The following is a 25,152-nucleotide window of genomic DNA, read 5'->3' on the forward strand; positions in this document are numbered from 1 at the left end:
ACGCTGTGGCAGGAACGGTCATAGCCAAGGTTGAATGTCATGGGCAAGCTGGTCGCGGATATCATTGTTGAGACCTTGCAAAGCGCAGGCGTCAAGCACTGTTACGGCGTCGTCGGCGACACCCTCAATCTGATCGCCCGCTCGCTCGAAAAAAGCGAGATCGAGTGGATCTCGATGAGACACGAGGAGGCGGGAGCATTCGCCGCGCAGGCGGAGGCGCAACTCGCCGATCGCCTGACGGCAGTCGCCGGCAGCTGCGGGCCTGGAAGCCTGCACTTCATCAACGGGATCTTCGAGGCCAATCGTAACCGTGCGCCCGTCATCCTGATCGCAAGTCAGATCATTCGCGACGAACTGGGCTTCGATTTCATCCAGGAGGTCGACTTCAAGCAGGTCTACAGGGATTGCAGCGTCTTCTGCGACATGATCCATACCCCGGAACAGGCGCGCCGGAAGACGGTGATCGCCTGCCAAACGGCCTTGGCGAAACGTGGCGTTGCCGTACTGATCGTGCCGGCGGATATCTCCGCCTCGAGCGTTGACGACAAAATCCCCTATGCGGTGCACGTAGCCAGGCCCGTCACCAGGCCGAACGATACGGATCTTGATGAGATCGCAGACATCCTCAACGCGAGCGAAAACGTCGTGCTGTACGGTGGTTCAGGCTGCCAGGGGGCACATCAGGAGATTCTCGCGGTCGCCGACCGGCTGAAGGCGCCGATCGCGCATACGTCGCGAGCCAAGGATTTTCTCGAGTTTGACAATCCCTACAACATCGGAATGACCGGGATGCTCGGCAACGAGGCCGGGTACCACGCCTTGCTGGACTGCGATGCGCTGCTGATGCTGGGCGCAGATTTTGCCTGGCGGCAATTCTATCCGGACAAGGCCAGGATCGTGCAGGTCGATATCGACCCGACCCATCTCGGACGACGTCATCCGATCACGAAGGGCGTCGTCGGCGATGTGAAGGCGACGATGGAGGCTTTGCTGCCGAAGCTGGTCGAGCGCTCCGACGCCTCGTTCCGAAGCGCGTATCTGAAGCGCTACGCGAAATATAGGGAGGCTGAGCGGGCCAAGGTTGCTGCCGGTCACGATGGCAGTATTCCCGGAAGCTATCTGACGCAGGTGATCAGTCGCCATGCGGCAAAGGATGCGCTGTTCACGGCCGACGACGGCACCCCGGCCGCCTGGGCCTATCGCCATATCGAGGGAAACGGCCAGCGCCGCATTTTCGCGAGCCTGCTTCATGGAACGATGGCCAACGGCATGCCGTCGTCCATTGGGCTCCAGAAGGCGGAACCCGGCCGGCAGGTCGTGTGCATGGCCGGCGACGGCGGAATCTCGATGCTGTTCGGAGACCTGATGACGATCGTCGCGCAGGAGTTGCCGATCAAGATTGCGGTCTATGACAACGGCAAGCTTGGTTTTGTCGAGATCGAGCAGAAGGCCGAGGGTATGCTCGACACTTTCACGAAGTTGAAGAACCCGAATTTCGCAGGGGTTGCGCGCGCCCTGGGTCTCTGGGGCCAGACCGTTTCGAACGCGAGCGAGCTGGAGACCGCGGCCAAGGACTGGCTCGCGCAGCCGGGACCTGCGCTCCTGCACGTGCTTGTCAACCCGATGCAGCTCGTCATGCCGCCATTCATGCAAGTCGAGCCTGCAATCGGGATGGCGCTCTATTCCGCTCGCGCCGTCCTGCACGGTCGCGGAGGCGACGTCTGGGAAATGGTGAAGGAAAACTTCCTCTAGTCGAGGTCGTTCCCCCAGCGGTGGCATGGCATGCCGCACTGCGTGAGAGTGGCTAGGCATTGCTGTGATGAGTCGATCGAGATTGCCGAGATTGCCGGAGCCATCGGCTTTGCCCATGGCTAGGTATTTTGCTGTTGTCGGCGGCGCACTCGCTGCTCTTCTGCTGATCATTGACTGGTCTTTGCCGAAGCAGCCGGACAGAATTGCCGATCGGGCGAACGGCATCGAGCGAGCCACCATCCGGATCGCATCCGCGCGCAAATGGCCGGAGAAGGTTGTCCTGGATACCAGCCAGCCGACACTCTCGCCGCCATCCATCGATATGGCGCTGGTCGAACATCTGTCCGATGAAGGAACGAGGCGACCGGCCGTCGACGCGGAGGCCGGCGCGGTCGCGAAGTCGACACCGGATGCGCGGCCGATCGCCGCGGAGCATCCGTCCGTGAGATCCAAGCGTGAGAAATCCAGAGTAGTTCCCTCGCTTCGTGTCGCGAGAGTCCGCAGGCCCAATGAGCTCCAGGGACCGGTCGAGGCGTGCTGCTGGTTTGAGCCGATGGACAGGCAGGCGCGATCGAGACCAGCTTCGCGGAAGCGCGTCGCGCATCGTGACGCCTGGGAGGGGTGGCATTTTCCGGAAGCAGATTGAAGATTGAGGCCGTTGCGCAGGTCTCGTCTCCCGTCCTTCCGCTGAACTCACGTCCCGCATGCGCACGATTGTACAATACGAGCAGTCATCGGCAGCTATGCTCGGAGCGGTCACGTCGAAATGCCGGGGCCGGCTCTAGACGCCGTAAACGGAGACGCTGCGCGAGCAGGCGGCCGGCGAAGGAGAACCCGCGCGCTTGAGCTTGGGTGCATTGACGATGAAGATCCTCGCTACGCTGCCGACGAAAGGCCGCGATCTGCGGCTGGACCTGTTCCGAGGTGTGGCAAATTGGGGAATCTTCCTCGACCTTATCCCCAATAACATCGTGAACTGGGTGACGACGCGGAACTACGGCTTCAGCGATGCTGCGGATCCCTTCATCTTCATTTCCGGCTACACTGTCGCCTTCGTCTTTGCCCGGATGATGCTCGAACGGGGATTTGTCGTCGGCGCGACGAGACTTCTGAAGCGGGTCTGGCAGATCTATGTCGCGCACGTCTTCCTGTTCGTGCTCTATCTCGCCGAAATCGAATATGTCGCACAGAGGTCTGGCAACTCCGGCTTCACCGACGACTTCAACATAAGGGGCTTCCTCGGAAATTCCGCGCAGTTCCTGTTCGAGGGGCTGATCCTTCGCTTCAAGCCGGTGAACATGGATGTGCTGCCGCTTTACATAGTGCTGATGGGCGTCTTCCCGCCGATACTCTGGCTGATGCTGCGCAGACCCAATTTAACGCTGGCTGCTTCGGCGTTGCTCTATCTGCTGGCCAGGCACTTCGGATGGAACCTCTCGGCCTATCCAACTGGCGTCTGGTACTTCAATCCATTCGCCTGGCAGTTTCTGTTCACGTTCGGAGCCTGGTTTGCGCTTTGCGGATCGACACAGGCGATGCCGTTCATCCGGTCGCGTACCGCATTGGCGCTCGGCATCGCCTATCTTCTGTTCGCTCTGGTGATGACAATGTCGGCCCGGTTCGACGAGCTGCGGTCACTGATCCCGGCGGAGGTCTACGGCGCCTTCAATCCAAACGACAAGACCAATCTCGCACCCTATCGCCTTCTGCACTTCGTCGTGTTCGCGTTCTTCGTCGTTCGCCTGTTGCCCCGCGACTGGCCGGGTCTGGAACGGACGATTTTTCGACCGGCAATCAAATGCGGTCAACAATCGCTCGAGGTGTTTTGCGCCGGGATATTCCTGTCCTTTGCCGCACATGTCGTGCTGGTCGAGATTTCCGGCGCGATCTGGATGCAGATCGTGGTTAGCATTGTCGGCATCTTGATGATGACCGTGCTGGCCTACTACCGGTCTTGGTCGAAGAGCACCGACAAGGCGCCGGCCAAGGCGGCCGTCGCGGCGGCAGGTTGAGCGTCGCGGGAGGCTGAAACACGAGTTGCGATGAAGCGATCACGATTTTATGTGTCGATCCAGGCCGTGCTTCTCTCGCCATTTCGGGCCCGGGCCCCGCATATAGTGAGCTTCGGGGCGGTATCGCATGCGCGGTCCGTCATTCCCCAGAATGAACCGGAATATGACCAGAGCAGCCTTTCGGGCCAGGCTCTTCGGATCTCTTGCCAGAGCCGCGTAGATCATCTTCCGTCTCCATCGTCACCGCGGGCAAATGCTTGCGCAGTAGATGAACGCAAAGATATTTGAATTCGAGAGGGGGGCGTTTGTCGTCTTGTAGGAGCGGCATAGGGATGCCCAAATACCAAGAGCCGGCGTGTTTAAACGTTGCCATGCCGTGCCGCGGAAGGCGCTTTCACCCCCGATCCCTATGCTGCATCTATATCGGAGCGGCTATTTCCCCATCGAATTCGCGCACCCACTCAGCGACGGTATGGCCGCATCAGAAAACGTCGTTGGAGTCTTCATGTACGAGTTCGTGGCTGATCAGGTTCTCGGGATCAACGGCCTGATCAACCTCTCGAACATCGTGTTCCTCGTCGCCTTCTCGGCGCAAGGCGTCCTTACGCTGCGTGTCCTGGCCATCGTTGGTGAGGGATTGACCTTGCCATATTACTATTTCCAGGACGACACGCTGTGGCCGCCGATCTTTTGGGGAGCGGCGTTCATGATCGTCAACGCGATTCGGATCGTGGCGACGCTCCTGGAGCGGCGGCCGGTCGTGCTGGGCGACAGGGAAGAACGGCTCTATCAGGTCGCATTCAGCTCGGTCGACAAGCGGGAATTCTTGGGGCTGGTCAGCCTTGCCCGATGGGTCGACTGCTCGGCCGAAGAAGTCATTCTCACAAGGGGGCAGCTCTTGTCCGAGGCTCTTGTTGTCATGGCCGGAGAAATCGAGGCCATTCTCTGCAACGGCACCAGAATAGCGCTTCGGCCCGGTCAACTCATCGGCGACGTGAGCGCCTACAGCGGCTTGGCCAGTCCGGTGGACGTTGTGGCACGCGGCGCCGGAACGCTTGCAAGCTGGGATCTGCACCACGTCAGAGAATTCACGGCGAACAAACCGGAGCTTCGCGCCAACCTTCTTCGAATTGTGAGCGCGGATCTTGCAGTAAAATTGCACGACGTCTCTATCGTCGGCTCGGGGCTCGCTGTGAAAAGCTTCGTGTCGAAGTGATCCGCGAGAGGGATAACAGGCCGCAGCTTGTGCCGAGCATTCTTCGTAAAGTTGTCTTATGCGGGCTCATACACGGCGGACGATGCGACGCTATCATGATCATAGGGCGCGAATTGCCCGTGACGCCGAGCATGAGGCACAGATCGCTAGCCTCAAGCTTCTGCTTGATTAGCCCAAGAAGTCCATTGTGCCATAGGTGCCAATTATACTCACATCGCGAAGTGAGCATAATTGAGCGGCTATGATCTCGGTACTTTGCATGTGCATGCCTCGCTCTCGTGTGTCTGGCGTGTGCACTGAGAATCCGAAGAGGCGATTTCCGCTTCCAAATCATGCCTATATGGGCCTAGAAAAGCCAAGCTGCGGTAGCTTCGTCACACCAGATTTCTCAATCGGTCCAATCACACGAAGGATCAACTGAAGGTTAAATAGATCAACGAAATGAATGGCTTAAGGTGGAAATTTTCTACGGCCCCCATGATGGATTGGACCGATCGGCATTGCCGGGTGTTCCACCGTCACCTGACGCGGCGGGCGCTGCTCTATACGGAGATGCTGACGACCGGCGCCATCATTCATGGTGACCGGCAGCGGCTGCTCGGGTTCGATGCGGTCGAGCACAAGGTGGCGCTTCAGCTCGGCGGTTCGGATCCGCGCGAACTCGCGCTGGCCGCGCAGATCGGCGAGGAGTTCGGTTATGACGAGATCAACCTCAATGTCGGCTGCCCGTCGGATCGCGTGAAGGATGGACGCTTCGGCGCGTGTCTCATGGCGGAGCCGGAGCTGGTGGCGAGGTGCGTCGATGCGATGAAGTGCGCGGTCGCCGTTCCGGTCACGGTGAAATGCCGCATCGGCATCGACGACCAGGATCCGGAAGCCGCGCTCGATACGCTTGCGCGCGGAGTGGTTGCGTCCGGCTGCGACGCGCTGATCGTGCATGCCAGAAAAGCCTGGCTGAACGGTCTGTCGCCGAAAGAGAACCGCGACATTCCGCCGCTCGACTATGATCGCGTCTATCGCCTCAAGCGCGCGATGCCTGACCTGCCTGTCATCATCAACGGCGGCATCCCAGGCATCGACGAGGCGAAAGCGCATCTCGAGCACGTCGACGGCGTGATGCTCGGCCGCGCCGCCTATCAGGAGCCATGGCGGCTGCTCTCCGTCGATCAAGACATCTTCGGCGAAGCGGCGCCGCATGCGACGATGCAGGACGCGCTCGAAGCGATGATGCCCTATATCGAGCAGCAGCTTGCGCGGGGCACGCGGCTGCATGCGATCACGCGGCATTTCGTCGGGGCGTTCCACGCCGTGCCCGGCGCGCGCGCCTTCCGCCGCCATCTTGCCGAGCAAGGGGTGAAGCCGGGCGCCGGTGTGGACGTGCTGCGGGATGCCATCGCGCGTGTCGGTGCGCGCGCTCCGGCGGAGGCCGCGGCCTAGCCCAGGCAGGTGAAGAGCCGGATCGTGAAATCCGGCTCTTTCGGCCTGCCTCAGCGGAACAGATCGAAATGATAGTTCACGCCGACGCGGAAGGTGTGGAATTTCGCGGCGTTCCAGTCCGGCAGATCGTCGTGCTTGAACTCGGTATAGAGATATTCGGCCTTGGCCGACCATTTCGGCAGGAACGCTCATTCGACGCCGCGGCCCGCCGACTAGGCGGTTTGTAAATAGAGGAAATGCCGCATCGATGGATTGTTGGCGGGGGCTCGGGTCAGGCGGTTGGCTGGCAGCCGCGCCGATGTTGCGCAGCGCGCTGGTGGCCTTACAAGGCGCCAGATCGGCCGCTGTCCGTCAGGATGACGAGGCGAGATGCCTCTGGCGTCGCGCATACACGACATCGCAATGATGGGTGGATCGAGAGGGTTTGCGACAATAAAGCATTAGACAGGACGCGTTCTACAATCTAAAATTGTTTATTACTCTGCTATTTACTCGCCCGACGATCCTTCGGCCCTCGCATCATTTCATGCGGTGACGTTCGCGGTTGTTTTCGCGTCGGAGACGTTGGACTCGGACCCGTCATGCGGGTCGATTTGATGAGGGACCAGCGATGCCAATTTTCATGGCCATAGTGATCCTGGTGAGCTTCTCGATATTTTTTGTTCCGCGCAATGCGTCGGCGCAGGATGTGACGCCGCAGGTGCTGCCAGACCGCATTGATGATGTCCCGGATGCGCCCGGCAATCCGTTTCCGCGGTTTGACAATTTCAGCTGGCGGGCCTTCGTCGCGTTGAACTGGCCGGCTCTGGACGGCGCCCCAAACCGCGGGCAGCCCGATCGGACCAAGAAGCCGGGCGACGCGGGCCCCCGCGTCTGGGAGACCTACAAGGCGCGCTACGAGGTCTTTGCGCCGGGCGCGCCGAGACCGGCATCATGGACCAGCTACGACGGCACGAACCCGTGCGGAGGCGCTGTCACCAACCAGACCAAGACGCTTAGCGCATTCAGTCATTTCGCGGATTTCAATCAGGCCGCCTTCACGCTGGCCCGCCTTGCCAATCCGCTGATTGACCAGAGCCGGATGTACACCCGCTACGAGGTTCGCTTTAATCGCGAGCAGTTCGATTCAATCGTCGATGACAACAACAAGTGGTACATCAAGCAGAACCTGCCCACCGCAGCGAAACCCGGGGCGTTTCGGGACGGTTCAATTGAACTGAAAGCTGCTTGGCGCGTGCTCAAGCCAAACGATGGGATCGACCGCAGCCGCTATTACATCGCCAAAGCCATGGTCTTTGATCCGGTCGCGACGACGCGCGGCGGAAGCATCGTTTGCAACGAGCGGGACATCGCGCTCGTCGGCCTCCATATCGTGATCAAGACGAAGCTCCGGCCGCAATGGATCTGGAGCTCGTTCGAGCATATCGATAACGTTCCACCAAAAAATGATGAGCCGGACGCCAAGGCCGCGCAGGTTCCTTACTCGTTCAACTCCGGATCTCCGCCTCCGGGGCTCGCGCCGACGCCGGCCCCCAAGATGATCTCCGACGACAATCCTCCAAGCGATAACCCGGATCCGATGCAGGTCGTTCGTCTGCAACCGATCCAGTCCGATACGATGCAGATGAACCGGGCGTATTGGAATCTCCCCGAGATCAAGGGAACGGTCTGGGCCAACTACATGCTGATCATGACGCAATGGCCAAGCGCGCCGGGGACACCAGGTCCGACCAACGTAGGAGGACCGTTCCCGCTGGGAGTTGGTTCGACCCTGGCGAACACGACGATGGAGACCTACCAGCAGCGGAACGGCTCCAGCTGCATGGAATGCCATCAGGCCGTGTCAAATCAGCTCGGCCGGGACTTTGTCGCGTTCATGGCGCTCGATGCACACGACCCAGCGCAGCTAATGCTGGCATCCGCGGCATTCCGGCGGATTGCAGCGCCCTTATCGACAGCGACCGGCGCCAAGATGGCACCACGAAAAACCAATGAGGCTGTGTCGCCGGCGAGGACCGCTCTCGACAATGACCCGATGGTGCAGGCATTGGCCCGCGTGCTTCAACGTCGGTGACGTGGGGTTCCGAATTTGAAGTGACGAAGCAGTTGGGGGATCGGACATGGCAGGCAAAATCACGACCTATGCAGATTTCCAGAATTTCATGGACGCCTGTTGTACCAAGGTGGGCGCAGACCCGGACCTGTCGGGCCATGGCCGCTGGTGGCGCGACATGACCCACACTACGTTCGTCACCGACGGTACGGTAAAGGGGCAGCGTGTCGTCGTCGTTGGCGATCCCGACAACTCGATCATGATCCACGCCCTACGGGGCGATACGCCGGATTTCGATGCAAACGACCCGCATGCGCGGTTCGGCCGGATGCCGCTCAACGCGAATTCTTTCTTTGCCGATGCCGATATCGATGAGATCGCGGACTGGATCCAGCGGGGCTGCCTGGATGGAGCGGCGCCGTCAGTTTGACCGGCGCCAGAGCGGCCAAGGGGCGATCTGACAAACGCCGATCGCGTTGTGCGGCTCAGACAGTCCCGGCTGATTGGGCCTTGATCGTGCGCATGGGGCGCGCAGCGAAGCGGATTATCGGAGCGCGCGGCGATCTGGCAATTCCGGGTAGCCTGTGAGCATCAGCTTGTCGGCGCGCACGCCCCAGCTCTCCAGGCGGTCGAGGAAGCTCATGCCGAGCAGGTTGGTCTTCATCTGCCCGCGCTGCACGACGAGGGCGGGCACCGACTTTTCGACGAGGTGGCCGACGGAGAGGCGGTCGAGCGTAAGGCGGGCTGCCTTGGTGTGGCCGCCGGCGGTTTCGAGATCGACGTCGTATTCGAGCATCTCGAGAGGCAGTCCGATCGCTTTCGCGGTTTCCCAGGTCAGCACCACTGAGGTCGCACCGGTATCGATCACCATCGGTGCGGCGACGCCGTTGATCTTCGCACGCAGCGCGAACTCGCCGCCCTGGCCGCGCTGGATCTGCACGGCCGGGGCCGGGGAGGCGATCTGCGCGCGAAACATGTGCGAGACCTTGTTGCTCGCGCGCGCGATCCGGTCGGGATCGCCATAGGCGACGACGGCACCGGCCGTGCCGGCGAGCATGACGAGAACGAGCAGGAAGCGCATCATCGCGCGCCTCCGAGGCGACGCAGGGCGATCAGACGCGTTTCGGCGATCCCGCGATTGGCTGCAAACCCGCGTCCACCATGCGTGCCGGCAACAGCGCCATCACCGCGAGCCGTTCCGTGCTCTCCATGGCGTGCCAGCGCGCGATCTCCGGCAAGGTCCGGCCGCAGCCGAAGCACAGCCTGGTCTTGGGATCGATCATGCAGACGGCGACGCACGGCGTTTCTTTGCTCATGTGGCCATAGTGGGGGATCGTCGGGCATGTCTGCAAGCATCTCGTTAAGAGCCCGTACCTGCGCTCATGATCGGCTTGTGACGCGGCCGGCGCTTCTCGTCGGGCACCGCGGAACTGTCCGGCTGGAGCGGCGGAGAATCGTCCGACATCGGCGCCAGCGCACTCATCACGCGCTCCGGCGGGAAGGTGACGATCACCTCGGTGCCGATGCGCAGCTTCGATTTCAGCGTGAATGTGCCGCCATGCAGGTCGATCAGGTTCTTGGCGATGGGCAGGCCCAGCCCTGCGCCCTGTTCGGCCGACTTGATCGAGTTGGAGCCCTGGCCGAACGAGGCGAGCACGATCGGGATTTCGTCCTCGGGGATGCCGGAGCCGGAATCCTTCACCGAGAGATATTGCCCGCCCGAAGCGGTCCAGCCGGCCTTGAGCCAGATCTCGCCGCCTTGCGGGGTGAACTTGATCGAGTTGGAGAGCAGGTTGAGCACGACCTGGCGGATCGCCCGCTCGTCGGCCCAGAGCCGCGGCATGGCCTGCTCGAACACCTCGTGGATGGTGATACCGCGGCTCGAGGCACGCAGCTTCATCAAATGATGGCAGTCGGCGACGATGCCGACCAGCGACACCGCTTCCTCGTTGAGCTCGTAGCGGCCAGCCTCGATCCGCGACAGATCGAGGATCTCGTTGATGAGGTTGAGCAGGTGCACGCCGGAATTATGGATGTCCGCCGAGTACTCCTTGTAGACCGGCACCGCGTGCGCGCCAAAAATTTCGCTCTTCATCACCTCGGAGAAGCCGAGGATCGCGTTCAGCGGCGTGCGCAACTCGTGACTCATCTGCGCGAGGAAGCGCGATTTTGCGACGTTGGCGGATTCGGCGCGGTGGCGCGCTTCGTCCGAGATCGCCTTGGCCTGTTCGAGCTCGCCGATCAGCGCGTCCTTCTCGGCGCGTGCTTCGAGCGTGGCGAAGGTCGAGGAGTGCAGGCGGTGCGCCAGCAGCACGAAATAGCCTTCGGCCGCGAGCGCGAGCGCCGCCAGGATGTAATTGTCGAGCGCGCCGGTGATTGCAAAGCTGAGCGCCATCGCGACCGCGACCGGCGCCGTGGCGGCGAGGGCGGCGATCGGCAGATTGGCGGCCAGCATGCTCGACACTGCGATCACCAGCAGCATCAGGAACATCATCAGCGTTTCCGTGACCATGTCGAGCACGGGATGGATCAGGATCGCCATCCAGCACAGGCCATAGAGCAGGTCGAGCACGACGAAGTGCGTCCGCCATGTGCGCGTCGCCGCAGGCGAGGAGGCCTCAGCCAGGAAGCGGTGGCAGCTGCGGATCATCGCGGCGTGGATGCAGAGCATGCCGGCGGTCCAGGCCGCGGCCGGGATCGGCTGCATCCACAGCCCGAACAGCACACCGGTGGCGACCACCAGCAGCATCACGACATAGGAGGCCGACAGCCGCGTCTGGGCATATTGGCGCAGCATCTCGGCGTCGAAAGCCGGCCGGGTTCCGCTGGTCGACGTTAACTTGTCGCGCGCCTCGCGTACCCGCTGCGACGCAGCCCGTCGGCTGCTCGCAGATGGCGCGCTCACCGGCTCGGCCGGAAGCTGCACGACCTCTGGCTTTTCAGCGGGTTTACTCATCGAACAACAACATTCCTGCCCGCGCAAAGGCGGGCCTTCTGCATTGTCTATCTCTGGCAAGAAATCCTTAAGAGGTGACTTAAGGAGCTAAAGAATTACGTTAACCCGGCGTTAATTTTGAACGCACGCAGTGCCGGTCAGTGCAGCGCCGCATGCTGGGCGACGTAGACCACCGCGCCCGCCAGATAGCCCGCGAGCGCGGGGATGGCGATGCGGCGGGCGTACCAGAGGAACTCGATCCGCTCGAGCCCCATGGCGGCGACGCCGGCGGCCGAGCCGATGATCAGGATCGAGCCGCCGGTTCCGGCGCAATAGGCGATGAACTCCCAGAGGAAGCTGTCGGTCGGGTAGTGGCCGAGGTCGTACATGCCCATCGTCGCCGCCACCAGCGGCACGTTGTCGATGACGGCGCTGAGCAGGCCGAGCACGACGACGATGACGTCCTGGCGGCCAATCGTCGCCTCCAGCCAGCGCGCCAGCATCGACAGGAGGCCCGCATGTTCGAGGCAGGCGACCGCCAGCAGAATGCCGAGGAAGAACACGATCGAGCTCATGTCGATCCGCGTTAGCGCATGCGCGAGCGTCAGCGGCCGGCGAACATGCTCGTCCTTGTCGCGGTGAACGACCTCGCCGACCAGCCAGACGATGCCGAGCCCGAGCAGCACGCCCATGAAGGGCGGCAGGTGCGCGACCGCCTTGAAGGCGGGCACGGCGATCAATACGCCGAGCCCGAGATAGAACATCAGATTGCGCTCGAACGACCCGACGAGCTGAACTCCGTCGTCCTTGGGCGGCGCCGCGATGGTCTTGCCCTTCACCAGAAGGCTGATGAAGGCGAGCGGCACGAGCAGATTGACCAGCGAGGGCAGGAACACCGAGCCCATGATCTTCAGCGGCGTGATCTGCCCGCCGATCCACAGCATGGTCGTGGTGACGTCGCCGATCACGGTCCAGGCGCCGCCGGCATTGGCGGCGATGACGATCAGGGAGGCGAACAGCAGGCGGTCGTCGCGCCTGGCGATCAGCCGCTGGATCAGCGAGACCATCACGATGGTGGTGGTGAGATTGTCCAGGATCGCGCTGAGGAAGAAGGTCACGAAGCCGATCAGCCACATCAGGCGGACCTGGCTCGTCGTGCTGATGCGGGAGGTGATGACCTCGAAACCGTCATGGGCGTCGATCACCTCGACGATGGTCATAGCGCCGATCAGGAAGAACACGATTTTCGCGGTGGAAACGACGGATTCGTCGATCTGCCGGCCGACCATGGCGTGGTCGCCGATCGTGGCCGCGTAGATCGCCCAGAGCAGCCCGGCGCCGATCAGCGCCGTGGCACTCTTGCTGATCCGGAGCGGGTGTTCGAGCGCGATCGCCGCATAGGCCAAAACGAAGATGACGGCGATCGCGATCAGCAAGGCGGGATCAGTTCGACAGGTGTCAGCGGTTAAGGCGCGCGAGCAGGCTCGACGTATCCCAGCGCTTGCCACCCATCTTCTCGACCTCGGCGTAGAATTGGTCGACCAGCGCGGTCACCGGCAGATTGGCACCGTTGCGGCGGGCTTCGGCCAGCGAGATCGAGAGGTCCTTGCGCATCCATTCGACCGCGAAGCCGAAATCGTACTTGTCCTCGTTCATGGTCTTGTAGCGGTTCTCCATCTGCCAGGACTGCGCTGCGCCTTTCGAGATGGTCTCGATCACGGCGGCGACGTCGAGGCCACTCTTCTTGGCGAAGTGGATACCCTCGGAGAGGCCCTGCACCAAACCGGCGATGCAGATCTGGTTGACCATCTTGGTCAACTGGCCGGAGCCGGCGGGCCCGAGCAGCTTGCACATCCGCGCATAGGCGCCTGTGATGAGCGGCTCGGCGCCGGAATAGGCGCCCTCGGCGCCACCGCACATCACCGTCAGCACGCCGTTCTCGGCGCCGGCCTGGCCGCCGGAAACGGGAGCATCGATGAACTTGAAGCCGGCCTTGGTGGCGGCAGCATCCAGCTCGCGGGCGACCTCAGCGGAGGCGGTGGTGTGGTCGACGAAGGTCGCGCCCTTCTTCATGCCGGCGAATGCGCCGTCGGGGCCGATCGTGACCGCGCGCAGATCATTGTCGTTGCCGACGCAGCACATCACGAAATCCTGGCCCTCGGCTGCGGCCTTCGGGGTCGCCGCGGTCTTGCCGCCGAACTTGTCCGCCCATTCCTTCGCCTTGGCCGCGGTGCGGTTGTAGACGGTGACCTCATGGCCCCCTTTTTTCACGAGGTGTCCGGCCATGGGGAAGCCCATCACGCCGAGACCGAGGAAAGCGACTTTAGCCATGTGTGGTACCTTGTCCGTAGTTTGGGTTTTACGGTTTTTGCCGGGCGGGGGCGCCTGGTTCCGCTATGAGAGCGGATTAGGAGCGCACCATAAACCCTTGAGGCCAGAGGGCAACGGCTTCGTTTGGCAGCCGCCTGTGCTAGGATGGCGGGACTTAAGGTGCTGCATAAAAAAAGGGAGCGAAAGCATGGGCGGCGTGAGCGTTGGCGTCCTCGATCATTTCAACATCCGGACCCGGAATCTGGCCGAGACGGTCCGCTTCTATGAGGACGTGCTGGGCCTGGAAAAAGGCGCCCGGCCCGATTTCGCCTTCCCGGGGGCCTGGATGTACAGCGAGGGCAAGCCGGTGGTGCACCTCGTCGATATTTCCCCGACCTCGGAGCCACAAAAGCCGGATTCCGGCGTTGTCCACCATGTCGCCTTCGTCAGCCGCGGGTTCGACGGCATGAAGCAGCGGCTGACGTCCAAGGGCATGACATTCGACTCCCGCCAGGTGCCCGGCGGCGACCTCTGGCAGATCTTCGTCCACGACCCCAACGGGGTCATGATCGAGCTCAATTACGAGGCCGCTGCGGAGCAGGGGGCTGCCCCCGCGGAGATGGCTGACGATATCGGCAGGCAGTAGCCTTTTGGCCGTTTCCGCTCTAATGGGGCATCCTCAAGCCTTGAGCATGATCTTATCGGAAAGCCGCTCCACACGTTTCCGGATCATGCTCTGTTCAGGAGATGCGCTTTGAGCGTGACGCAGCAACAGGTTCTCGACAGCCTCGCCAGGATCAAGTCGCCCCGCGGGGTCGCGCTCACCAATGCCAACGTGCTGAGCGCGATCAGCGCGGCCGACGGCAAGGTGTTCTTCTCGATCAACGTCGATGCCGCCGAGGCGCGGGCCTGGGAATCCGTCCGCGCCGAGGCCGAGGCCGCGGTGCGAGCCATTCCCGGCGTCACCACCGTGATGGTGGCGCTGACCGCCGAGCGAAAGGCCGGCGCCGCACCGCCTCCGCCGCCAACGCCGAGCCGCGGCACGCCGGGCGTGCAGCCGGTCCATGCCCACAAGCCGCCGCCGCAGGGCGGCGCTCAATCGCCGATGGCGCGGCAGTCCGAAATTCCGGGCGTCGCCGCCGTGATCGCGGTCGCCTCGGGCAAGGGCGGCGTCGGCAAGTCGACCACCGCGCTCAACCTGGCACTGGGCCTGCGCGACCTCGGCCTGAGGGTCGGGCTGCTCGATGCCGACATCTACGGCCCCTCGGTGCCGCGGCTGACGGGCCTCCACGAGAAGCCGGCGCTGGACGGCGAGCGCAAGATGATTCCGCTCAAGCGTTTTGGCCTCGCCATCATGTCGATCGGCTTCCTGGTGGAGGAAGAGACCGCGATGATCTGGCGCGGTCCGATGGTGATGTCGGCGGTGACGCAGATGCTGCGCGACGTCGCATGGGGGAGCCTCGACGTACTCGTGGTCGACATGCCGCCCGGTACCGGCGATGCCCAGCTCACGCTGGCGCAGAACGTGCCGCTCAAGGGCGCCGTGATCGTCTCGACCCCGCAGGACCTGTCCCTGATCGATGCACGGCGGGGGCTTGCGATGTTCAGGAAGGTCAACGTGCCCGTGCTCGGCATCGTCGAGAACATGAGCTACTTCCAGTGCCCGCATTGCGGCACGAAATCGGATATTTTCGGCCATGGCGGCGCGCGCCACGAGGCGGAGAAGCTCGGGGTACCGTTCCTGGGCGAGATCCCCCTGCACATGGCGATTCGCGCCACCTCGGATGCCGGCAATCCCGTGGTCGACAGCGAGCCGGACGGTCCTCATGCGGCGATCTATCGCGCCATTGCAGGGCAGGTCCGGGACCAGCTCAAAGGCGTTATCGCCGCGGCCTGAGCCGGTCTTTTGGGGACATGCGACTTTCGTAGAGCCCCGTCATGCCATTGTCGCGTTCCGAAAGCGGGGCTTCCGTGTTAAAGGCCACGGCAGTCAAGCCCCTTCGGTTCGACGCGACTTAGAACGCGTCGCCGGAACGAGCGGCGACAACGAGGAAGTTTAGGGGAAACGCCCCAACAAGGAGAGACCTGAAGATGAAGCGTCGTGATTTCCTGAAAGTGTCGGCAGCAGGCGCGGCGGCGACCGCCGCGGTGGCCTCGCCGGCGATCGCGCAGTCCATGCCCGAGATCAAGTGGCGCCTGACGTCGAGCTTCCCGAAGTCGCTCGATACCATCTATGGCGGTGGCGAGCAGCTGGCGAAGTACGTCGCCGAGATGACCGACAACAAGTTCCAGATCCAGGTGTTCGCCGCCGGCGAAATCGTCCCCGGCCTCCAGGCGCTCGACGCGACCTCGAACGGCACGGTCGAGATGTGCCACACCGTCTCCTACTACTATGTCGGCAAGGACCCGACCTGGGCGATCTACGCCTCGGTGCCGTTCGGCCTCAACGCGCGCCAGCAGAACTCCTGGTGGTACCAGGGCGGCGGCGAGCAACTCGGCAACGAGTTCTTCAAGAAGTCGAACGTGATCGGTCAGCCCTGCGGCAACACCGGAACCCAGATGGGCGGCTGGTTCCGCAAGGAGATCAAGACCGTTGCGGACCTCTCCGGCCTCAAGATGCGCATCGGCGGCATCGCCGGCCAGGTGCTCCAGAAGGTCGGCGTCGTGCCGCAGCAGCTCGCCGGCGGCGACATCTATCCGGCGCTGGAGAAGGGCACCATCGACGCCGCCGAGTGGGTCGGCCCCTACGATGACGAGAAGCTCGGCTTCGCCAAGGTCGCCAAGTACTACTACTATCCCGGCTTCTGGGAAGGCGGTCCGACCGTCCACGCCTTCACCAACCTGGACAAGTGGAATTCGCTGCCGAAGAACTACCAGGCGATCCTCACCAACGCGATGGCCAACGCCAACAGCTGGATGGCCGCGCGCTACGACATGCAGAACCCGGCGGCGCTGAAGCGTCTGGTCGCCGGCGGCACCCAGCTTCGTCCCTTCACCAACGAAGTGCTCGAGGCCTGCCTCAAGTCGACCAACGAGCTGTGGGGCGAGATCTCGGCCAAGAACCCCGACTTCAAGAAGTCGATCGACGCCATGCAGGCCTACCGCTCCGACGAATATCTGTGGTGGCAGGTCGCCGAATACACCTACGACAGCTTCATGATCCGCTCGCGCACCCGCGGCTGATCTTTCGAAACGTCGCAAGACGACAGAGCCCGGCCTCGTTCGCGAGGCCGGGCTTTTTCTTTGCCGCCAGCGGCCGCCCAAACAAAAATATGCAAAACAACCCCATGCACAGTAGAAGCGCGATGAGGGCAGGTTGCCCTGTAACTGCCGCCAACCATTTGGACCGTTGGGGTAAATCAGCAGGAAGGGGCAATCGTCGCGCGGCCGGGGCCAACGCGGCGATCTCCCCTGATGGCGAGCCTTCCCGAATGACCCGGTGTTCGGCGCGCGTCTGTTTCCACGTCGTCATTGCGAGCGTAGCGAAGCAATCCAGAATCTTTCCACGGAGGCAGTCTGGATTGCTTCGCTGCGCTCGCAATGACGCGTGGATGGAGTAGGGCTCAGTCCGAGTTGCGAAGCCGTTTGACACGTCGGGCAAAACAGTGGCAAGTAGCTAACATCGTATAATCCGAAATTGGCGCTTCGGTGCCGATCCCGTGAGGTGACGATGAGCTTCGATCCCGATGAGGTTCAACACGCGCTGCGCAAGGCTTGGTCGTTGTCGACTTCCAGCCAATGGACGCCGGATAATCCGGCGGCCGGGCAATGCAACGTCACGGCGCTGCTCGTTCACGAACTCTACGGCGGCGAGCTGCTGAAGACGCCTCTGCCGGCCGGCGATCATTTCTACAATCGGATCGAAGGCAAGAGGTATGACTTCACGGCGAGCCAGTTCGATCGGCCGATTGCCTACGTCGACTTGCTCACAGATCGGGCCGACGCAGAGCTGGGAGCGACGAGCGACCAACTGGCCGAACTCAGAGCCGCTTTTCTGCGGCACTGTGACTAGTACTATCCCGGCTGGTGGGACGGCGGGCTTGCCCGGCGTCCATCAGTCGGCCTCCGGCTCCGACTTCCCGACCAATCGTATCTGCCCCGGATAATCGATCGGCTGCGGATCGTGTATTTCCGCGACGTCTCGGCGAAACTGCTTACCGCATCAGAACGGCTGTGGTCGCGTCAAGGTAACGGCGATAGCAGCTGGAGCACCGGAAAGACACGTGCACGCTTCCATCGAATATCGGAACGGGGATTGCCGGCTCCTGGAACCGCAATAGGCTAAACCTGCGCTCCTGCCTTCGCATCCGGGCCAGTTCGACCCAGGCGCGGCTCCGTCCCCGCCAACAGCCGTTGGATGTTGGCGCGATGGCGAACGATCACGTAGATGCCGCCTCCGATCACCAGCAGCCGATAGGGCAACGGGTGCTCGAAACCGCAGACCAGGGCGATCGCCGTCAGTGCCGCGAGGATCGAGCCAAGGGAAACAATCCGGGTCATCGCCAGCACGATGCCAAAGGCCGTCGCAGCACCCAATCCCACCGGCCACGACATCGCCAGCAACACGCCCAGCCCGGTCGCGGCGGATTTGCCGCCCGTAAAGTTCAGCCAGATCGAGCGGCTATGCCCCAGCAGCGCGCCAATTCCGGCCAGGCCAACAGCCCATGGCACCCAGACTTGCAGATCAAGCGCTGGCGGCGGCGTCGGCGAAAGCTCCGTCGAGAGCCAGGGACAGAACGAGCGGGCGACGAGGATGGCGGCCACGCCTTTCAGCACATCGGCGATGAGCACCATCAACGCAGGCCATTTTCCAAGAGTGCGCAAGACATTCGTCGCCCCGGTGGATTTGGAGCCATGCTCTCGAATATCGATGCCGCTCAAGAGTTTTCCCGCCAGATAGCCCGTGGGTATGGAGCCGAAAAGATAGGCGACCACCAACCCGACTGCGCTCGCCGTCCAGAAGACCATGGGTTCGATTCCAGTTTCCGCAATCAGTGTTTTATCGCCGGATTTGTTGGACCGCCATGGGGATGCCGATCTACAGCTGCGGACCAGATAGTCTGACCTCTCGCTCGGCGCGGAAGACATTGCCATACAGGCTGCTGATCCATTGTCTTCCGCTCGATGTTACGTTCAGATAGCGGATCGCCGCCGGGACTTGCGGTGCGACCTTTGTCCAGTAGAATTGCGGATATTTGTGCACGACGTCCGCGGGCGTGGCGTATCCGAGCGATTTGTTGAGGCCTATCTCTTCGAATTCATAGAAGAGCGCATTTGATTTCTTCATGTAGTTGGGATCGCCGAGCTGACCGATCAGATCAGCGGCACGCAGCAACAAACCTTCCTCCTGGTCCAGATCATCCTTGAGTTCGCTCGTTGGTGCGTCTGCATAGGGAACGCGGGTATATTCGATGGCCTGAGCAATACGAGCGGCGTCAATTTCGTCGATTGTGTCGAGACGTTCCACGGCGAACAATTTCGAGCGGTCGACGTGATAGGGCGCAAGCGCTGCATCGGAGGAGCCGATCGGCAACTCAACCGTTCGGCCGGTACCATCAACGACATAGGCGCCTTCCTGGTCTCCGTAGATTACGCCTCTAACGTAGCCGATGTCGTGAATCAGGCACGCCAGGATGAAGTGAGCATAATCGCTGGCCGTGGTTGGCCTCAGAAGAGAGCGGCCGATCAGAATGTCGTGCCCCACCAGCGTGACCAACAGGGTGTGCTCCACGTTGTGATACAACGCATCGCTGTTACCGATACATTCCAGGGCCAGCTTCGCTGCGTAGGGGAGCAATTCCGGCAAGTTGGCATGCGATGAGCCGAAGCGGCCTTTTGTCTCCGAGATGAGAAACGCACCGAGCGCCTGGGACGTCAGTTCTGGAATTGTTATCATGAGCAAGATCCTCGTCGACGAACCTCCAGTAAGCCTTCTGCAGGGATCAGGAGGGAGAGGAGGCCACTGGAAGAATGCGACGCCGACCTGGAAGTTGCTATGCGCGAGCGAACTGAAAGGCGACGTCGCCGCCTCAAATGGGGCTGAACATGACGTGAGGCCAAAGGAGGGGGTGATGCTTGACCTAGATCAACGTGGCTGCGGCGCATGCTACGTCGGTCCGGCAGCAACGTCCGTTTAGGGTGGTCAAAAGCCGGCGTGCGGCGCGAAGGCCAGTCAGCCGGAGGCTGACATCGGCCGACAATTCAGCCATGGCGCCAATTTGTCGCCAGGCCGCGTGGCTGGTCCGCCCTTAAAAGCGCGAAGGGTGCACCGGTACGCTCGGGATTCGAATGAACTCCACCCGACGGCGGAGCGACATGTTATTCTGGGTCATTGTATTTATGTGATTATCAGGAGACCGGATCATGATTCCTCAGGATCGGTTTCGCGGCCTTTTTCATAAATATCTGCTCGCGCTTTTCGTGGCTGTCGCGATCCCACTCGCATTCAACGGGGTTATTGAGGCGTGGTTCGGCTATCGCGATCAGCGCGCGAGGCTCGACCAGTGGCTTAGCCTCCAGTCCGCATCCGCGGCCGCCGAAATACACGATTTCATCCACGGCATCACGAGCCAGCTTGGCTGGCTGGTTCAGCTTCCATGGAGTGACGAGTTCGACGAACGCCGGCGGACCGACGCGTTGCGCCTGCTTCGACAAGCGCCCGCCATCGTCAGTCTCACACTGCTCGACGGCAATGGCCTGGAGCGTCTCTACATCTCGCGGATCGGCCTCAACCGTATCGAGAGCCGCACGGACCGATCAGCCGATCCCGCCTTGGTTGGCGCCCGCGCAGCTCAGATCTGGTTCAGCGACGTCAGCTACAATCGAGGCTCCGAACCGTACTTGACGGTTGGGATTGCCGGCAACCGACCGGCGGTCGGCGCAGTCATAGCCGAAGTCAACCTCAAGCTGATTTGGGATGTGATCTCGGCGATCAAGGTCGGAAGGACCGGCTCCGCCTTCGTCCTGGACCGATCGGGTCGCCTGATCGCCCATCCCGACATCAGCCTCGTGCTCCGCGGGGCGGAGGAAGCGACGTCCAAACCATTTCGGGCTGTGCGGGACGCGATAGGGTCGAAAGCGGGCTTCGCAACGAGCCGCGATGCACAAGGGCACTATGTTGCTGCCAGCGCGGCTCCCGTACAGGGCCCCGATTGGACAGTCGTGGTCGTGCAGCCGCTATCCGAAGCTTACGCGCCGATCTATTCCGCCCTGTGGCGGACGGCAATGCTCCTCGCAATCAGCACCATGCTCGCAGGGATACTTGCCTATGCATTGGCGCACCGGATGACGGAGCCGATCAAGCTGCTCGAGGAGGGCACGGAGAGGATTGGTGCGGGATCCTTTGACCACCGCATCTCAATCCACACCGGGGACGAGTTCCAGCGTCTTGCAAACAGTTTCAACAGAATGGCTTCCGAGCTGGCTCTGGCGCAGCAGCACCAGGAGCGCATCGCCAAGCTGAAGCGGTTCCTTGCCCCCCAGGTCGCCGATCTCGTCGATCGAGCCGGCGATGACAGCGTGCTGGACGGCCGCCGTACGGAAGTCGTCGTCGTCTTCTGCGATTTGAGGGGGTTCACCGCGTTTTCAGCAGGCGCCGCGCCCGAGGACGTCATGAGCGTATTGTCGGAATATTATGAAAGCCTCGGCAGGGTCATCGCGAAATTCGAAGCGACGTTGATCAATTTCTCCGGCGACGGACTGATGGTGCTGGTGAACGCACCTGTCCCGGTCGAAGAGCCTGCATTGCGAGCCATCGATCTCGCCGTCGACATGCAGACGAACGTGCAAGCCCTCATCGCCGGCTGGCGATCGCGTGGCTACCACGTCGGTTTCGGAATCGGCCTTGCCAGCGGGCCGGCGACTGTCGGCCGGATCGGATACGAGGACCGGCTCGACTACACCGCCATCGGGAGCGTCGTGAATCTTGCGGCCCGGCTGTGCGCATCTGCCGCAGACAAGGAAATCCTGATCGACGCCAAAGTCGCGGCCGACGTCAAGGGCAGGCGGCCCGTTGAGGATCTCGGGGGCCGCGAAATCAAAGGATTTGACGAAGCCATTCCAGTCTTCGGAATATCCTTCGATGCTCTCTCGCCGAGTGGCCGCGGGATGTCTGGCACAATCCGCTAGAGACTGTTCGCGTATCCGGGGCTATGCTCCGGCAAACGGCTGACGGCAGCGGGTCCGTAGGCATGAGGTGCGCCAACCCTGAAGCAGCAACGCTACGCGGACGCGCCAGACGGCGCGATTTTCTTCTTTGGATGGCAGGCGCCGCGACGTGGACGACCGTCTCGTATGGGCAGAAGCCCTCCATGCCGGTCATTGGCTATCTTTGCCCGGAGTCACCCGAGCTCTTCGGCAGTCGACTTGAGGCTTTCCGACAGGGGCTGGAGGAAGCCGGCTTCGTCGAGGGTCGCAATGTGGCGATCGACTTTCAGTGGGCCAATGGACAATATTCTCGATTGCCTGCCCTCGCTGCCGAATTGGTCGCCAGAAATGTAGACCTGATCGTGGCTCCTGGCGGGGCACCGGTGGCACTTGCCGCGAAGGCGACGGGTACGACCAAGACCATCGTGTTCGAGATGGGCGGCGACCCCGTTCAGCTACGCGTGGTGGACAGCCTGTCGCGGCCGGGCGGAAATATCACGGGAGTATCGAGCCTGAGCGTCGATGTGTCGCCAAAGCGGCTTGAGCTGATGCGCGACCTGTTGCCCACGGCGACCAGATTGGCGGTTGTCGCCAACCCGACAAGTCCGACCGCACCATCACAATTGCAGAAGCTTCAGGCGGCCGCAGAGGCCCTGCGGGTTCAACTGCAGATCTATAGCGCAAGCAAGGAGGATGAATTCGAATCCGTATTCGCTGCCGTGGCCAGGGACGGGCCAGGCGGAGTTGTGTTTACCTCCGACCCCTATTTTGCATTTCGCAGTCGCCGGCTGGCGGCTCTCGCGATGAAATATCAACTACCCGCAATCACGCAGACCCGAGACTTTCCCGTGGCTGGAGGTTTGATGAGCTACGGAGGAGATTTCATGCAGTCGCACCATCGCGCGGGTATCTATGCCGGACGCATTCTGTCGGGCGAGAAGCCTTCTGATCTTCCAGTTCAACTCGTCACGAAGGTGGAGCTCGTTGTCAATTTGAAGGCAGCGAAACTGCTCGGCCATCCGTTCTCCGCAGCAGTCATTGCCGGAGCGGATGAGGTGATCGAGTAAACCATCATGGGAACGCGCCCAGGTCGGCTTACACGAACCTGACAGGGGGGCGGCTGGCCTGCCACGCGCTTTTTCGCTGGCCGAGGCGGCCGGAATGGTGGAAGAGAGCGAAGATGCGGCGCGAGCCGTGATTGCACCGGAACATCCGGCGGGACTGCGATGCGCCTTCTGATCGTCGAGGACAATGTCGAGCTGTCGCGGCTCGTTGCCGCCGGGCTGTCGGCCGCCGGCTACCAGAGCGACATCGTGAGCACCGCGGCCGAGGCACGCGAGGCGGTCAGCAGCGTCAGCTACGCTGCGATGATCCTCGACCTCGGCCTGCCCGACGGCGACGGCCTCTCGGTGCTGCGCGAGCTGCGGCGGCAGATGGAGCCGCTGCCGGTGCTGGTGCTGACCGCGCGCGGCGGCCTGCAGGACCGCGTTAGCGGCCTGCGCAGCGGCGCCGACGATTATCTGGCAAAGCCGTTCGCGATGGAGGAGCTGGTGGCGCGGCTGGAGGCGATCCTGCGCCGGCCCGGCCAGCTGCTCGGCCGCTCGCTGCGCCTCGCCAATCTCGTCTACGACACCGAAAGCCGCCAGATCTTCGTCGACGACCAGCCGCGGATCATCTCCGCGCGCGAGACCTCGGTGCTGGAGATCCTGCTGCGCCGGCAGGGCCGGGTGGTGCCGAAGAAGAACGTCGAGGACCACATCTTCGGGCTCGAAGGCGAGGTCGCCTCCAACGCGGTCGAGGTCTACGTCTCGCGGCTGCGCAAGCAGCTCACCGAGCACGGCGCCAAGGTCGTGATCCACACCATCCGCGGCGTCGGCTATCTCATGTCCGAGGAGAAATAGCGTGGCGGCCGCCGGGGCCTATGGCAGATCGCCGACATTCAAATCGTTGATCTGGCGCATCGTGTTCATGCACATCGTCGCGGTCGCGGTGGTCGCGATCTTCCTGCCGCTGGTGCTGTTCTGGCTGCTCAATTCCGAAGTCGACCAGCTGCACCGCGAAGCCATGCGGGCGCAGGCCGAGGTGCTGGCCGAGCGCATCGTCGCGGCGCCGGATGGCCTGCTGACGTTCAACCTGCCCGACAGCCTGCGGGGCCTCTATTCGGAAGCCTACGGCCGCTATCTCTACGACATCCGCGATGCCGACGGCCGTTTGCTGTTTTCGTCCCGCCGCAAGACGGGAGCGGCCGCGTCGGCGCCGCCGACACTTTCCGAGACGATTTCCGGCGCCGGCGTCACCCGCATCATCGACGGCAAGATCGTGCGCATCCGCGTGGCCGAGGATCTGGCGCATCGCGACGTCATCATCGACGACATCATCTCGAACTTCTTCCGCCGGGTCGGGTGGATCACCATTCCGATCCTGCTGATCCTGCTCGCCGCCGACATCATCATCTTCCGCCGCGCCATCGCGCCACTGTGGAAAGCGTCGGAGGAGGCCAGCAATATCGGCCCGGCGCGCACCGACATCCGCCTGCCGACGGAGCAGATCCCGCGCGAGATCATGCCGCTGGTCACCGCCGTCAACCAGGCGCTCGACCGGCTCGAGGACGGTTTTCGCGTGCAGCGGCAGTTCACGGCGGATGCCGCGCATCAGTTGCGCACGCCGCTCACGATCCTGCGCACGCGGATCGAGACGCTGGGCGATGGCGCCGCAAGGCAGGCGCTGCACGACGACATCGAAGGCATGAGCCGCATCGTCGCCCAGCTGCTGGAGATCGCCGAACTCGACACCCTGGTGCTCGATCCCAGCGAGACCGCGGATCTGCGCGCCGTCTGCGCCGAGGTGGTCGGCTCCATCGCGCCGTTCGCGATCGCACAGCACAAGGACATCGCGCTGAAGGGCGCCGACGCGCCGGTGCTGATCCACGGCAATGCGGAGATGCTCCAGCGCGCGATCTTCAACCTCGCCGAAAACGCCATCAAGTTCACGGCGAAGGATACCTCGGTCGACGTCGAGGTGGGGGACGACGGTTCGGTGCGCGTGCGCGATTGCGGCCCTGGCATCGCGGAGACCGAGCGCGAGCTGATCTTCCAGCGCTTCTGGCGCGCCGACCGCCAGCGCAGCGACGGCGCGGGCCTCGGGCTCTCGATCGTGCGCGGGGTCGCGGACGATCATGCCGCGACGGTGGCGGTAGAGAATCTTCCCGGCGGCGGCGCGGAGTTCACGCTGCGGTTTCGGCTAGCGGAGGGAGCCGCGCCCCCGGTTGGCCAAAGCTGACCACGGGCAGACG

22 protein-coding genes and 1 pseudogene are annotated in these 25,152 nt (G+C 62.6%); 15 read left to right on the top strand and 8 right to left on the bottom strand.

The window, feature by feature from the left end; all coding sequences use genetic code 11:
- Positions 1 to 39 precede the first annotated feature (39 nt).
- From AC5ZFO_RS06095 to dusA, 5 genes are all read left to right on the top strand, one after another.
- Positions 40 to 1,752: a thiamine pyrophosphate-dependent enzyme gene (locus AC5ZFO_RS06095; protein WP_282518308.1), complete on the top strand. Its 1,713-nt coding sequence runs from the start codon at positions 40 to 42 to the stop codon at positions 1,750 to 1,752.
- A gap of 115 nt (positions 1,753 to 1,867) precedes the next feature.
- On the top strand, positions 1,868 to 2,398 hold the full coding sequence (locus AC5ZFO_RS06100) for a hypothetical protein (RefSeq protein ID WP_282518307.1): 531 nt from the start codon (positions 1,868 to 1,870) through the stop codon (positions 2,396 to 2,398).
- Between the two features lie 217 nt (positions 2,399 to 2,615).
- Complete coding sequence (locus AC5ZFO_RS06105; RefSeq protein ID WP_282518306.1) at positions 2,616 to 3,764, top strand: OpgC domain-containing protein; 1,149 nt, start codon at positions 2,616 to 2,618, stop codon at positions 3,762 to 3,764.
- 505 nt (positions 3,765 to 4,269) lie between these two features.
- Entirely contained in the window at positions 4,270 to 4,980 is a 711-nt protein-coding gene (locus tag AC5ZFO_RS06110; protein WP_282518305.1) for a hypothetical protein, read from the top strand.
- A 441-nt stretch (positions 4,981 to 5,421) separates the two neighbouring features.
- A complete protein-coding gene (dusA, locus tag AC5ZFO_RS06115) occupies positions 5,422 to 6,417 on the top strand; it encodes a tRNA dihydrouridine(20/20a) synthase DusA (protein ID WP_496121731.1) in 996 nt (331 codons plus the stop codon).
- A gap of 50 nt (positions 6,418 to 6,467) precedes the next feature.
- Here dusA and AC5ZFO_RS06120 read toward each other — a convergent pair.
- Positions 6,468 to 6,629, bottom strand: a pseudogene (locus tag AC5ZFO_RS06120) (outer membrane protein); the annotation flags it as partial.
- A 398-nt stretch (positions 6,630 to 7,027) separates the two neighbouring features.
- On the opposite strand from AC5ZFO_RS06120, the gene AC5ZFO_RS06125 reads away from it, so the two are divergent.
- Both AC5ZFO_RS06125 and AC5ZFO_RS06130 read left to right on the top strand, forming a co-directional pair.
- A complete protein-coding gene (locus tag AC5ZFO_RS06125) occupies positions 7,028 to 8,491 on the top strand; it encodes a hypothetical protein (RefSeq protein ID WP_282518303.1) in 1,464 nt (487 codons plus the stop codon).
- A gap of 46 nt (positions 8,492 to 8,537) precedes the next feature.
- Positions 8,538 to 8,900 (top strand): hypothetical protein, encoded by a 363-nt coding sequence (locus AC5ZFO_RS06130; RefSeq protein WP_282518302.1) that lies wholly within the window; start codon positions 8,538 to 8,540, stop codon positions 8,898 to 8,900.
- Positions 8,901 to 9,014: 114 nt separating this feature from the next.
- Here AC5ZFO_RS06130 and AC5ZFO_RS06135 read toward each other — a convergent pair whose 3' ends face one another.
- From AC5ZFO_RS06135 to AC5ZFO_RS06155, 5 genes are all read right to left on the bottom strand, one after another.
- Complete coding sequence (locus tag AC5ZFO_RS06135; protein ID WP_282518301.1) at positions 9,015 to 9,554, bottom strand: TIGR02281 family clan AA aspartic protease; 540 nt, start codon at positions 9,552 to 9,554, stop codon at positions 9,015 to 9,017.
- A 28-nt stretch (positions 9,555 to 9,582) separates the two neighbouring features.
- Entirely contained in the window at positions 9,583 to 9,786 is a 204-nt protein-coding gene (locus tag AC5ZFO_RS06140; RefSeq protein WP_282518300.1) for a DUF1289 domain-containing protein, read from the bottom strand.
- Between the two features lie 44 nt (positions 9,787 to 9,830).
- Entirely contained in the window at positions 9,831 to 11,426 is a 1,596-nt protein-coding gene (locus AC5ZFO_RS06145) for a sensor histidine kinase (RefSeq protein ID WP_166352131.1), read from the bottom strand.
- A gap of 137 nt (positions 11,427 to 11,563) precedes the next feature.
- Positions 11,564 to 12,841: a sodium:proton antiporter NhaD gene (gene nhaD / locus AC5ZFO_RS06150; protein WP_496121735.1), complete on the bottom strand. Its 1,278-nt coding sequence runs from the start codon at positions 12,839 to 12,841 to the stop codon at positions 11,564 to 11,566.
- A 22-nt stretch (positions 12,842 to 12,863) separates the two neighbouring features.
- The gene (locus AC5ZFO_RS06155; RefSeq protein ID WP_282518298.1) at positions 12,864 to 13,736 is read right to left on the bottom strand and encodes an NAD(P)-dependent oxidoreductase; all 873 of its coding nucleotides are present in this window, start codon (positions 13,734 to 13,736) and stop codon (positions 12,864 to 12,866) included.
- Between the two features lie 187 nt (positions 13,737 to 13,923).
- Here AC5ZFO_RS06155 and AC5ZFO_RS06160 point away from each other — a divergent pair, with 187 nt between their 5' ends.
- From AC5ZFO_RS06160 to AC5ZFO_RS06175, 4 genes are all read left to right on the top strand, one after another.
- Positions 13,924 to 14,361 (top strand): VOC family protein, encoded by a 438-nt coding sequence (locus AC5ZFO_RS06160; RefSeq protein ID WP_282518297.1) that lies wholly within the window; start codon positions 13,924 to 13,926, stop codon positions 14,359 to 14,361.
- Between the two features lie 108 nt (positions 14,362 to 14,469).
- A complete protein-coding gene (locus AC5ZFO_RS06165) occupies positions 14,470 to 15,612 on the top strand; it encodes an Mrp/NBP35 family ATP-binding protein (RefSeq protein WP_282518296.1) in 1,143 nt (380 codons plus the stop codon).
- A gap of 194 nt (positions 15,613 to 15,806) precedes the next feature.
- Positions 15,807 to 16,898: a TRAP transporter substrate-binding protein gene (locus tag AC5ZFO_RS06170; RefSeq protein WP_014496209.1), complete on the top strand. Its 1,092-nt coding sequence runs from the start codon at positions 15,807 to 15,809 to the stop codon at positions 16,896 to 16,898.
- Positions 16,899 to 17,385: 487 nt separating this feature from the next.
- Positions 17,386 to 17,727, top strand: a complete 342-nt coding sequence (locus AC5ZFO_RS06175; protein WP_282518295.1) for a YunG family protein — start codon at positions 17,386 to 17,388, stop codon at positions 17,725 to 17,727.
- Between the two features lie 269 nt (positions 17,728 to 17,996).
- On the opposite strand, the gene plsY is transcribed toward AC5ZFO_RS06175, so the two are convergent.
- Both plsY and AC5ZFO_RS06185 read right to left on the bottom strand, forming a co-directional pair.
- Complete coding sequence (gene plsY, locus AC5ZFO_RS06180; protein WP_282518294.1) at positions 17,997 to 18,683, bottom strand: glycerol-3-phosphate 1-O-acyltransferase PlsY; 687 nt, start codon at positions 18,681 to 18,683, stop codon at positions 17,997 to 17,999.
- Positions 18,684 to 18,753: 70 nt separating this feature from the next.
- Positions 18,754 to 19,611 (bottom strand): metal-dependent phosphohydrolase, encoded by an 858-nt coding sequence (locus tag AC5ZFO_RS06185; RefSeq protein WP_282518293.1) that lies wholly within the window; start codon positions 19,609 to 19,611, stop codon positions 18,754 to 18,756.
- A 467-nt stretch (positions 19,612 to 20,078) separates the two neighbouring features.
- Here AC5ZFO_RS06185 and AC5ZFO_RS06190 point away from each other — a divergent pair, with 467 nt between their 5' ends.
- From AC5ZFO_RS06190 to AC5ZFO_RS06205, 4 genes are all read left to right on the top strand, one after another.
- Complete coding sequence (locus tag AC5ZFO_RS06190; RefSeq protein WP_282518292.1) at positions 20,079 to 21,842, top strand: cache domain-containing protein; 1,764 nt, start codon at positions 20,079 to 20,081, stop codon at positions 21,840 to 21,842.
- 131 nt (positions 21,843 to 21,973) lie between these two features.
- Positions 21,974 to 22,927, top strand: a complete 954-nt coding sequence (locus tag AC5ZFO_RS06195) for an ABC transporter substrate-binding protein (RefSeq protein ID WP_404979672.1) — start codon at positions 21,974 to 21,976, stop codon at positions 22,925 to 22,927.
- A gap of 159 nt (positions 22,928 to 23,086) precedes the next feature.
- On the top strand, positions 23,087 to 23,761 hold the full coding sequence (locus AC5ZFO_RS06200) for a response regulator transcription factor (RefSeq protein ID WP_028146749.1): 675 nt from the start codon (positions 23,087 to 23,089) through the stop codon (positions 23,759 to 23,761).
- 67 nt (positions 23,762 to 23,828) lie between these two features.
- Positions 23,829 to 25,139, top strand: a complete 1,311-nt coding sequence (locus AC5ZFO_RS06205; RefSeq protein ID WP_496121864.1) for a sensor histidine kinase — start codon at positions 23,829 to 23,831, stop codon at positions 25,137 to 25,139.
- Positions 25,140 to 25,152: the final 13 nt, after the last annotated feature.

This window comes from Bradyrhizobium sp. Unk1 (assembly GCF_059512345.1).

What these genes read in the sequence shown, in the direction of transcription:
- AC5ZFO_RS06095 (WP_282518308.1), top strand. Translation starts at nt 40, where the DNA reads ATGGGCAAGCTGGTCGCGGATATCATTGTTGAGACCTTGCAAAGCGCA.
- AC5ZFO_RS06100 (WP_282518307.1), top strand. Translation starts at nt 1,868, where the DNA reads ATGGCTAGGTATTTTGCTGTTGTCGGCGGCGCACTCGCTGCTCTTCTG.
- AC5ZFO_RS06105 (WP_282518306.1), top strand. Translation starts at nt 2,616, where the DNA reads ATGAAGATCCTCGCTACGCTGCCGACGAAAGGCCGCGATCTGCGGCTG.
- AC5ZFO_RS06110 (WP_282518305.1), top strand. Translation starts at nt 4,270, where the DNA reads ATGTACGAGTTCGTGGCTGATCAGGTTCTCGGGATCAACGGCCTGATC.
- dusA (WP_496121731.1), top strand. Translation starts at nt 5,422, where the DNA reads ATGAATGGCTTAAGGTGGAAATTTTCTACGGCCCCCATGATGGATTGG.
- AC5ZFO_RS06125 (WP_282518303.1), top strand. Translation starts at nt 7,028, where the DNA reads ATGCCAATTTTCATGGCCATAGTGATCCTGGTGAGCTTCTCGATATTT.
- AC5ZFO_RS06130 (WP_282518302.1), top strand. Translation starts at nt 8,538, where the DNA reads ATGGCAGGCAAAATCACGACCTATGCAGATTTCCAGAATTTCATGGAC.
- AC5ZFO_RS06135 (WP_282518301.1), bottom strand. Translation starts at nt 9,554, where the DNA reads ATGATGCGCTTCCTGCTCGTTCTCGTCATGCTCGCCGGCACGGCCGGT.
- AC5ZFO_RS06140 (WP_282518300.1), bottom strand. Translation starts at nt 9,786, where the DNA reads ATGAGCAAAGAAACGCCGTGCGTCGCCGTCTGCATGATCGATCCCAAG.
- AC5ZFO_RS06145 (WP_166352131.1), bottom strand. Translation starts at nt 11,426, where the DNA reads ATGAGTAAACCCGCTGAAAAGCCAGAGGTCGTGCAGCTTCCGGCCGAG.
- AC5ZFO_RS06155 (WP_282518298.1), bottom strand. Translation starts at nt 13,736, where the DNA reads ATGGCTAAAGTCGCTTTCCTCGGTCTCGGCGTGATGGGCTTCCCCATG.
- AC5ZFO_RS06160 (WP_282518297.1), top strand. Translation starts at nt 13,924, where the DNA reads ATGGGCGGCGTGAGCGTTGGCGTCCTCGATCATTTCAACATCCGGACC.
- AC5ZFO_RS06170 (WP_014496209.1), top strand. Translation starts at nt 15,807, where the DNA reads ATGAAGCGTCGTGATTTCCTGAAAGTGTCGGCAGCAGGCGCGGCGGCG.
- AC5ZFO_RS06175 (WP_282518295.1), top strand. Translation starts at nt 17,386, where the DNA reads ATGAGCTTCGATCCCGATGAGGTTCAACACGCGCTGCGCAAGGCTTGG.
- plsY (WP_282518294.1), bottom strand. Translation starts at nt 18,683, where the DNA reads ATGGTCTTCTGGACGGCGAGCGCAGTCGGGTTGGTGGTCGCCTATCTT.
- AC5ZFO_RS06185 (WP_282518293.1), bottom strand. Translation starts at nt 19,611, where the DNA reads ATGATAACAATTCCAGAACTGACGTCCCAGGCGCTCGGTGCGTTTCTC.
- AC5ZFO_RS06190 (WP_282518292.1), top strand. Translation starts at nt 20,079, where the DNA reads ATGATTCCTCAGGATCGGTTTCGCGGCCTTTTTCATAAATATCTGCTC.
- AC5ZFO_RS06195 (WP_404979672.1), top strand. Translation starts at nt 21,974, where the DNA reads ATGGCAGGCGCCGCGACGTGGACGACCGTCTCGTATGGGCAGAAGCCC.
- AC5ZFO_RS06200 (WP_028146749.1), top strand. Translation starts at nt 23,087, where the DNA reads ATGCGCCTTCTGATCGTCGAGGACAATGTCGAGCTGTCGCGGCTCGTT.
- AC5ZFO_RS06205 (WP_496121864.1), top strand. Translation starts at nt 23,829, where the DNA reads ATGCACATCGTCGCGGTCGCGGTGGTCGCGATCTTCCTGCCGCTGGTG.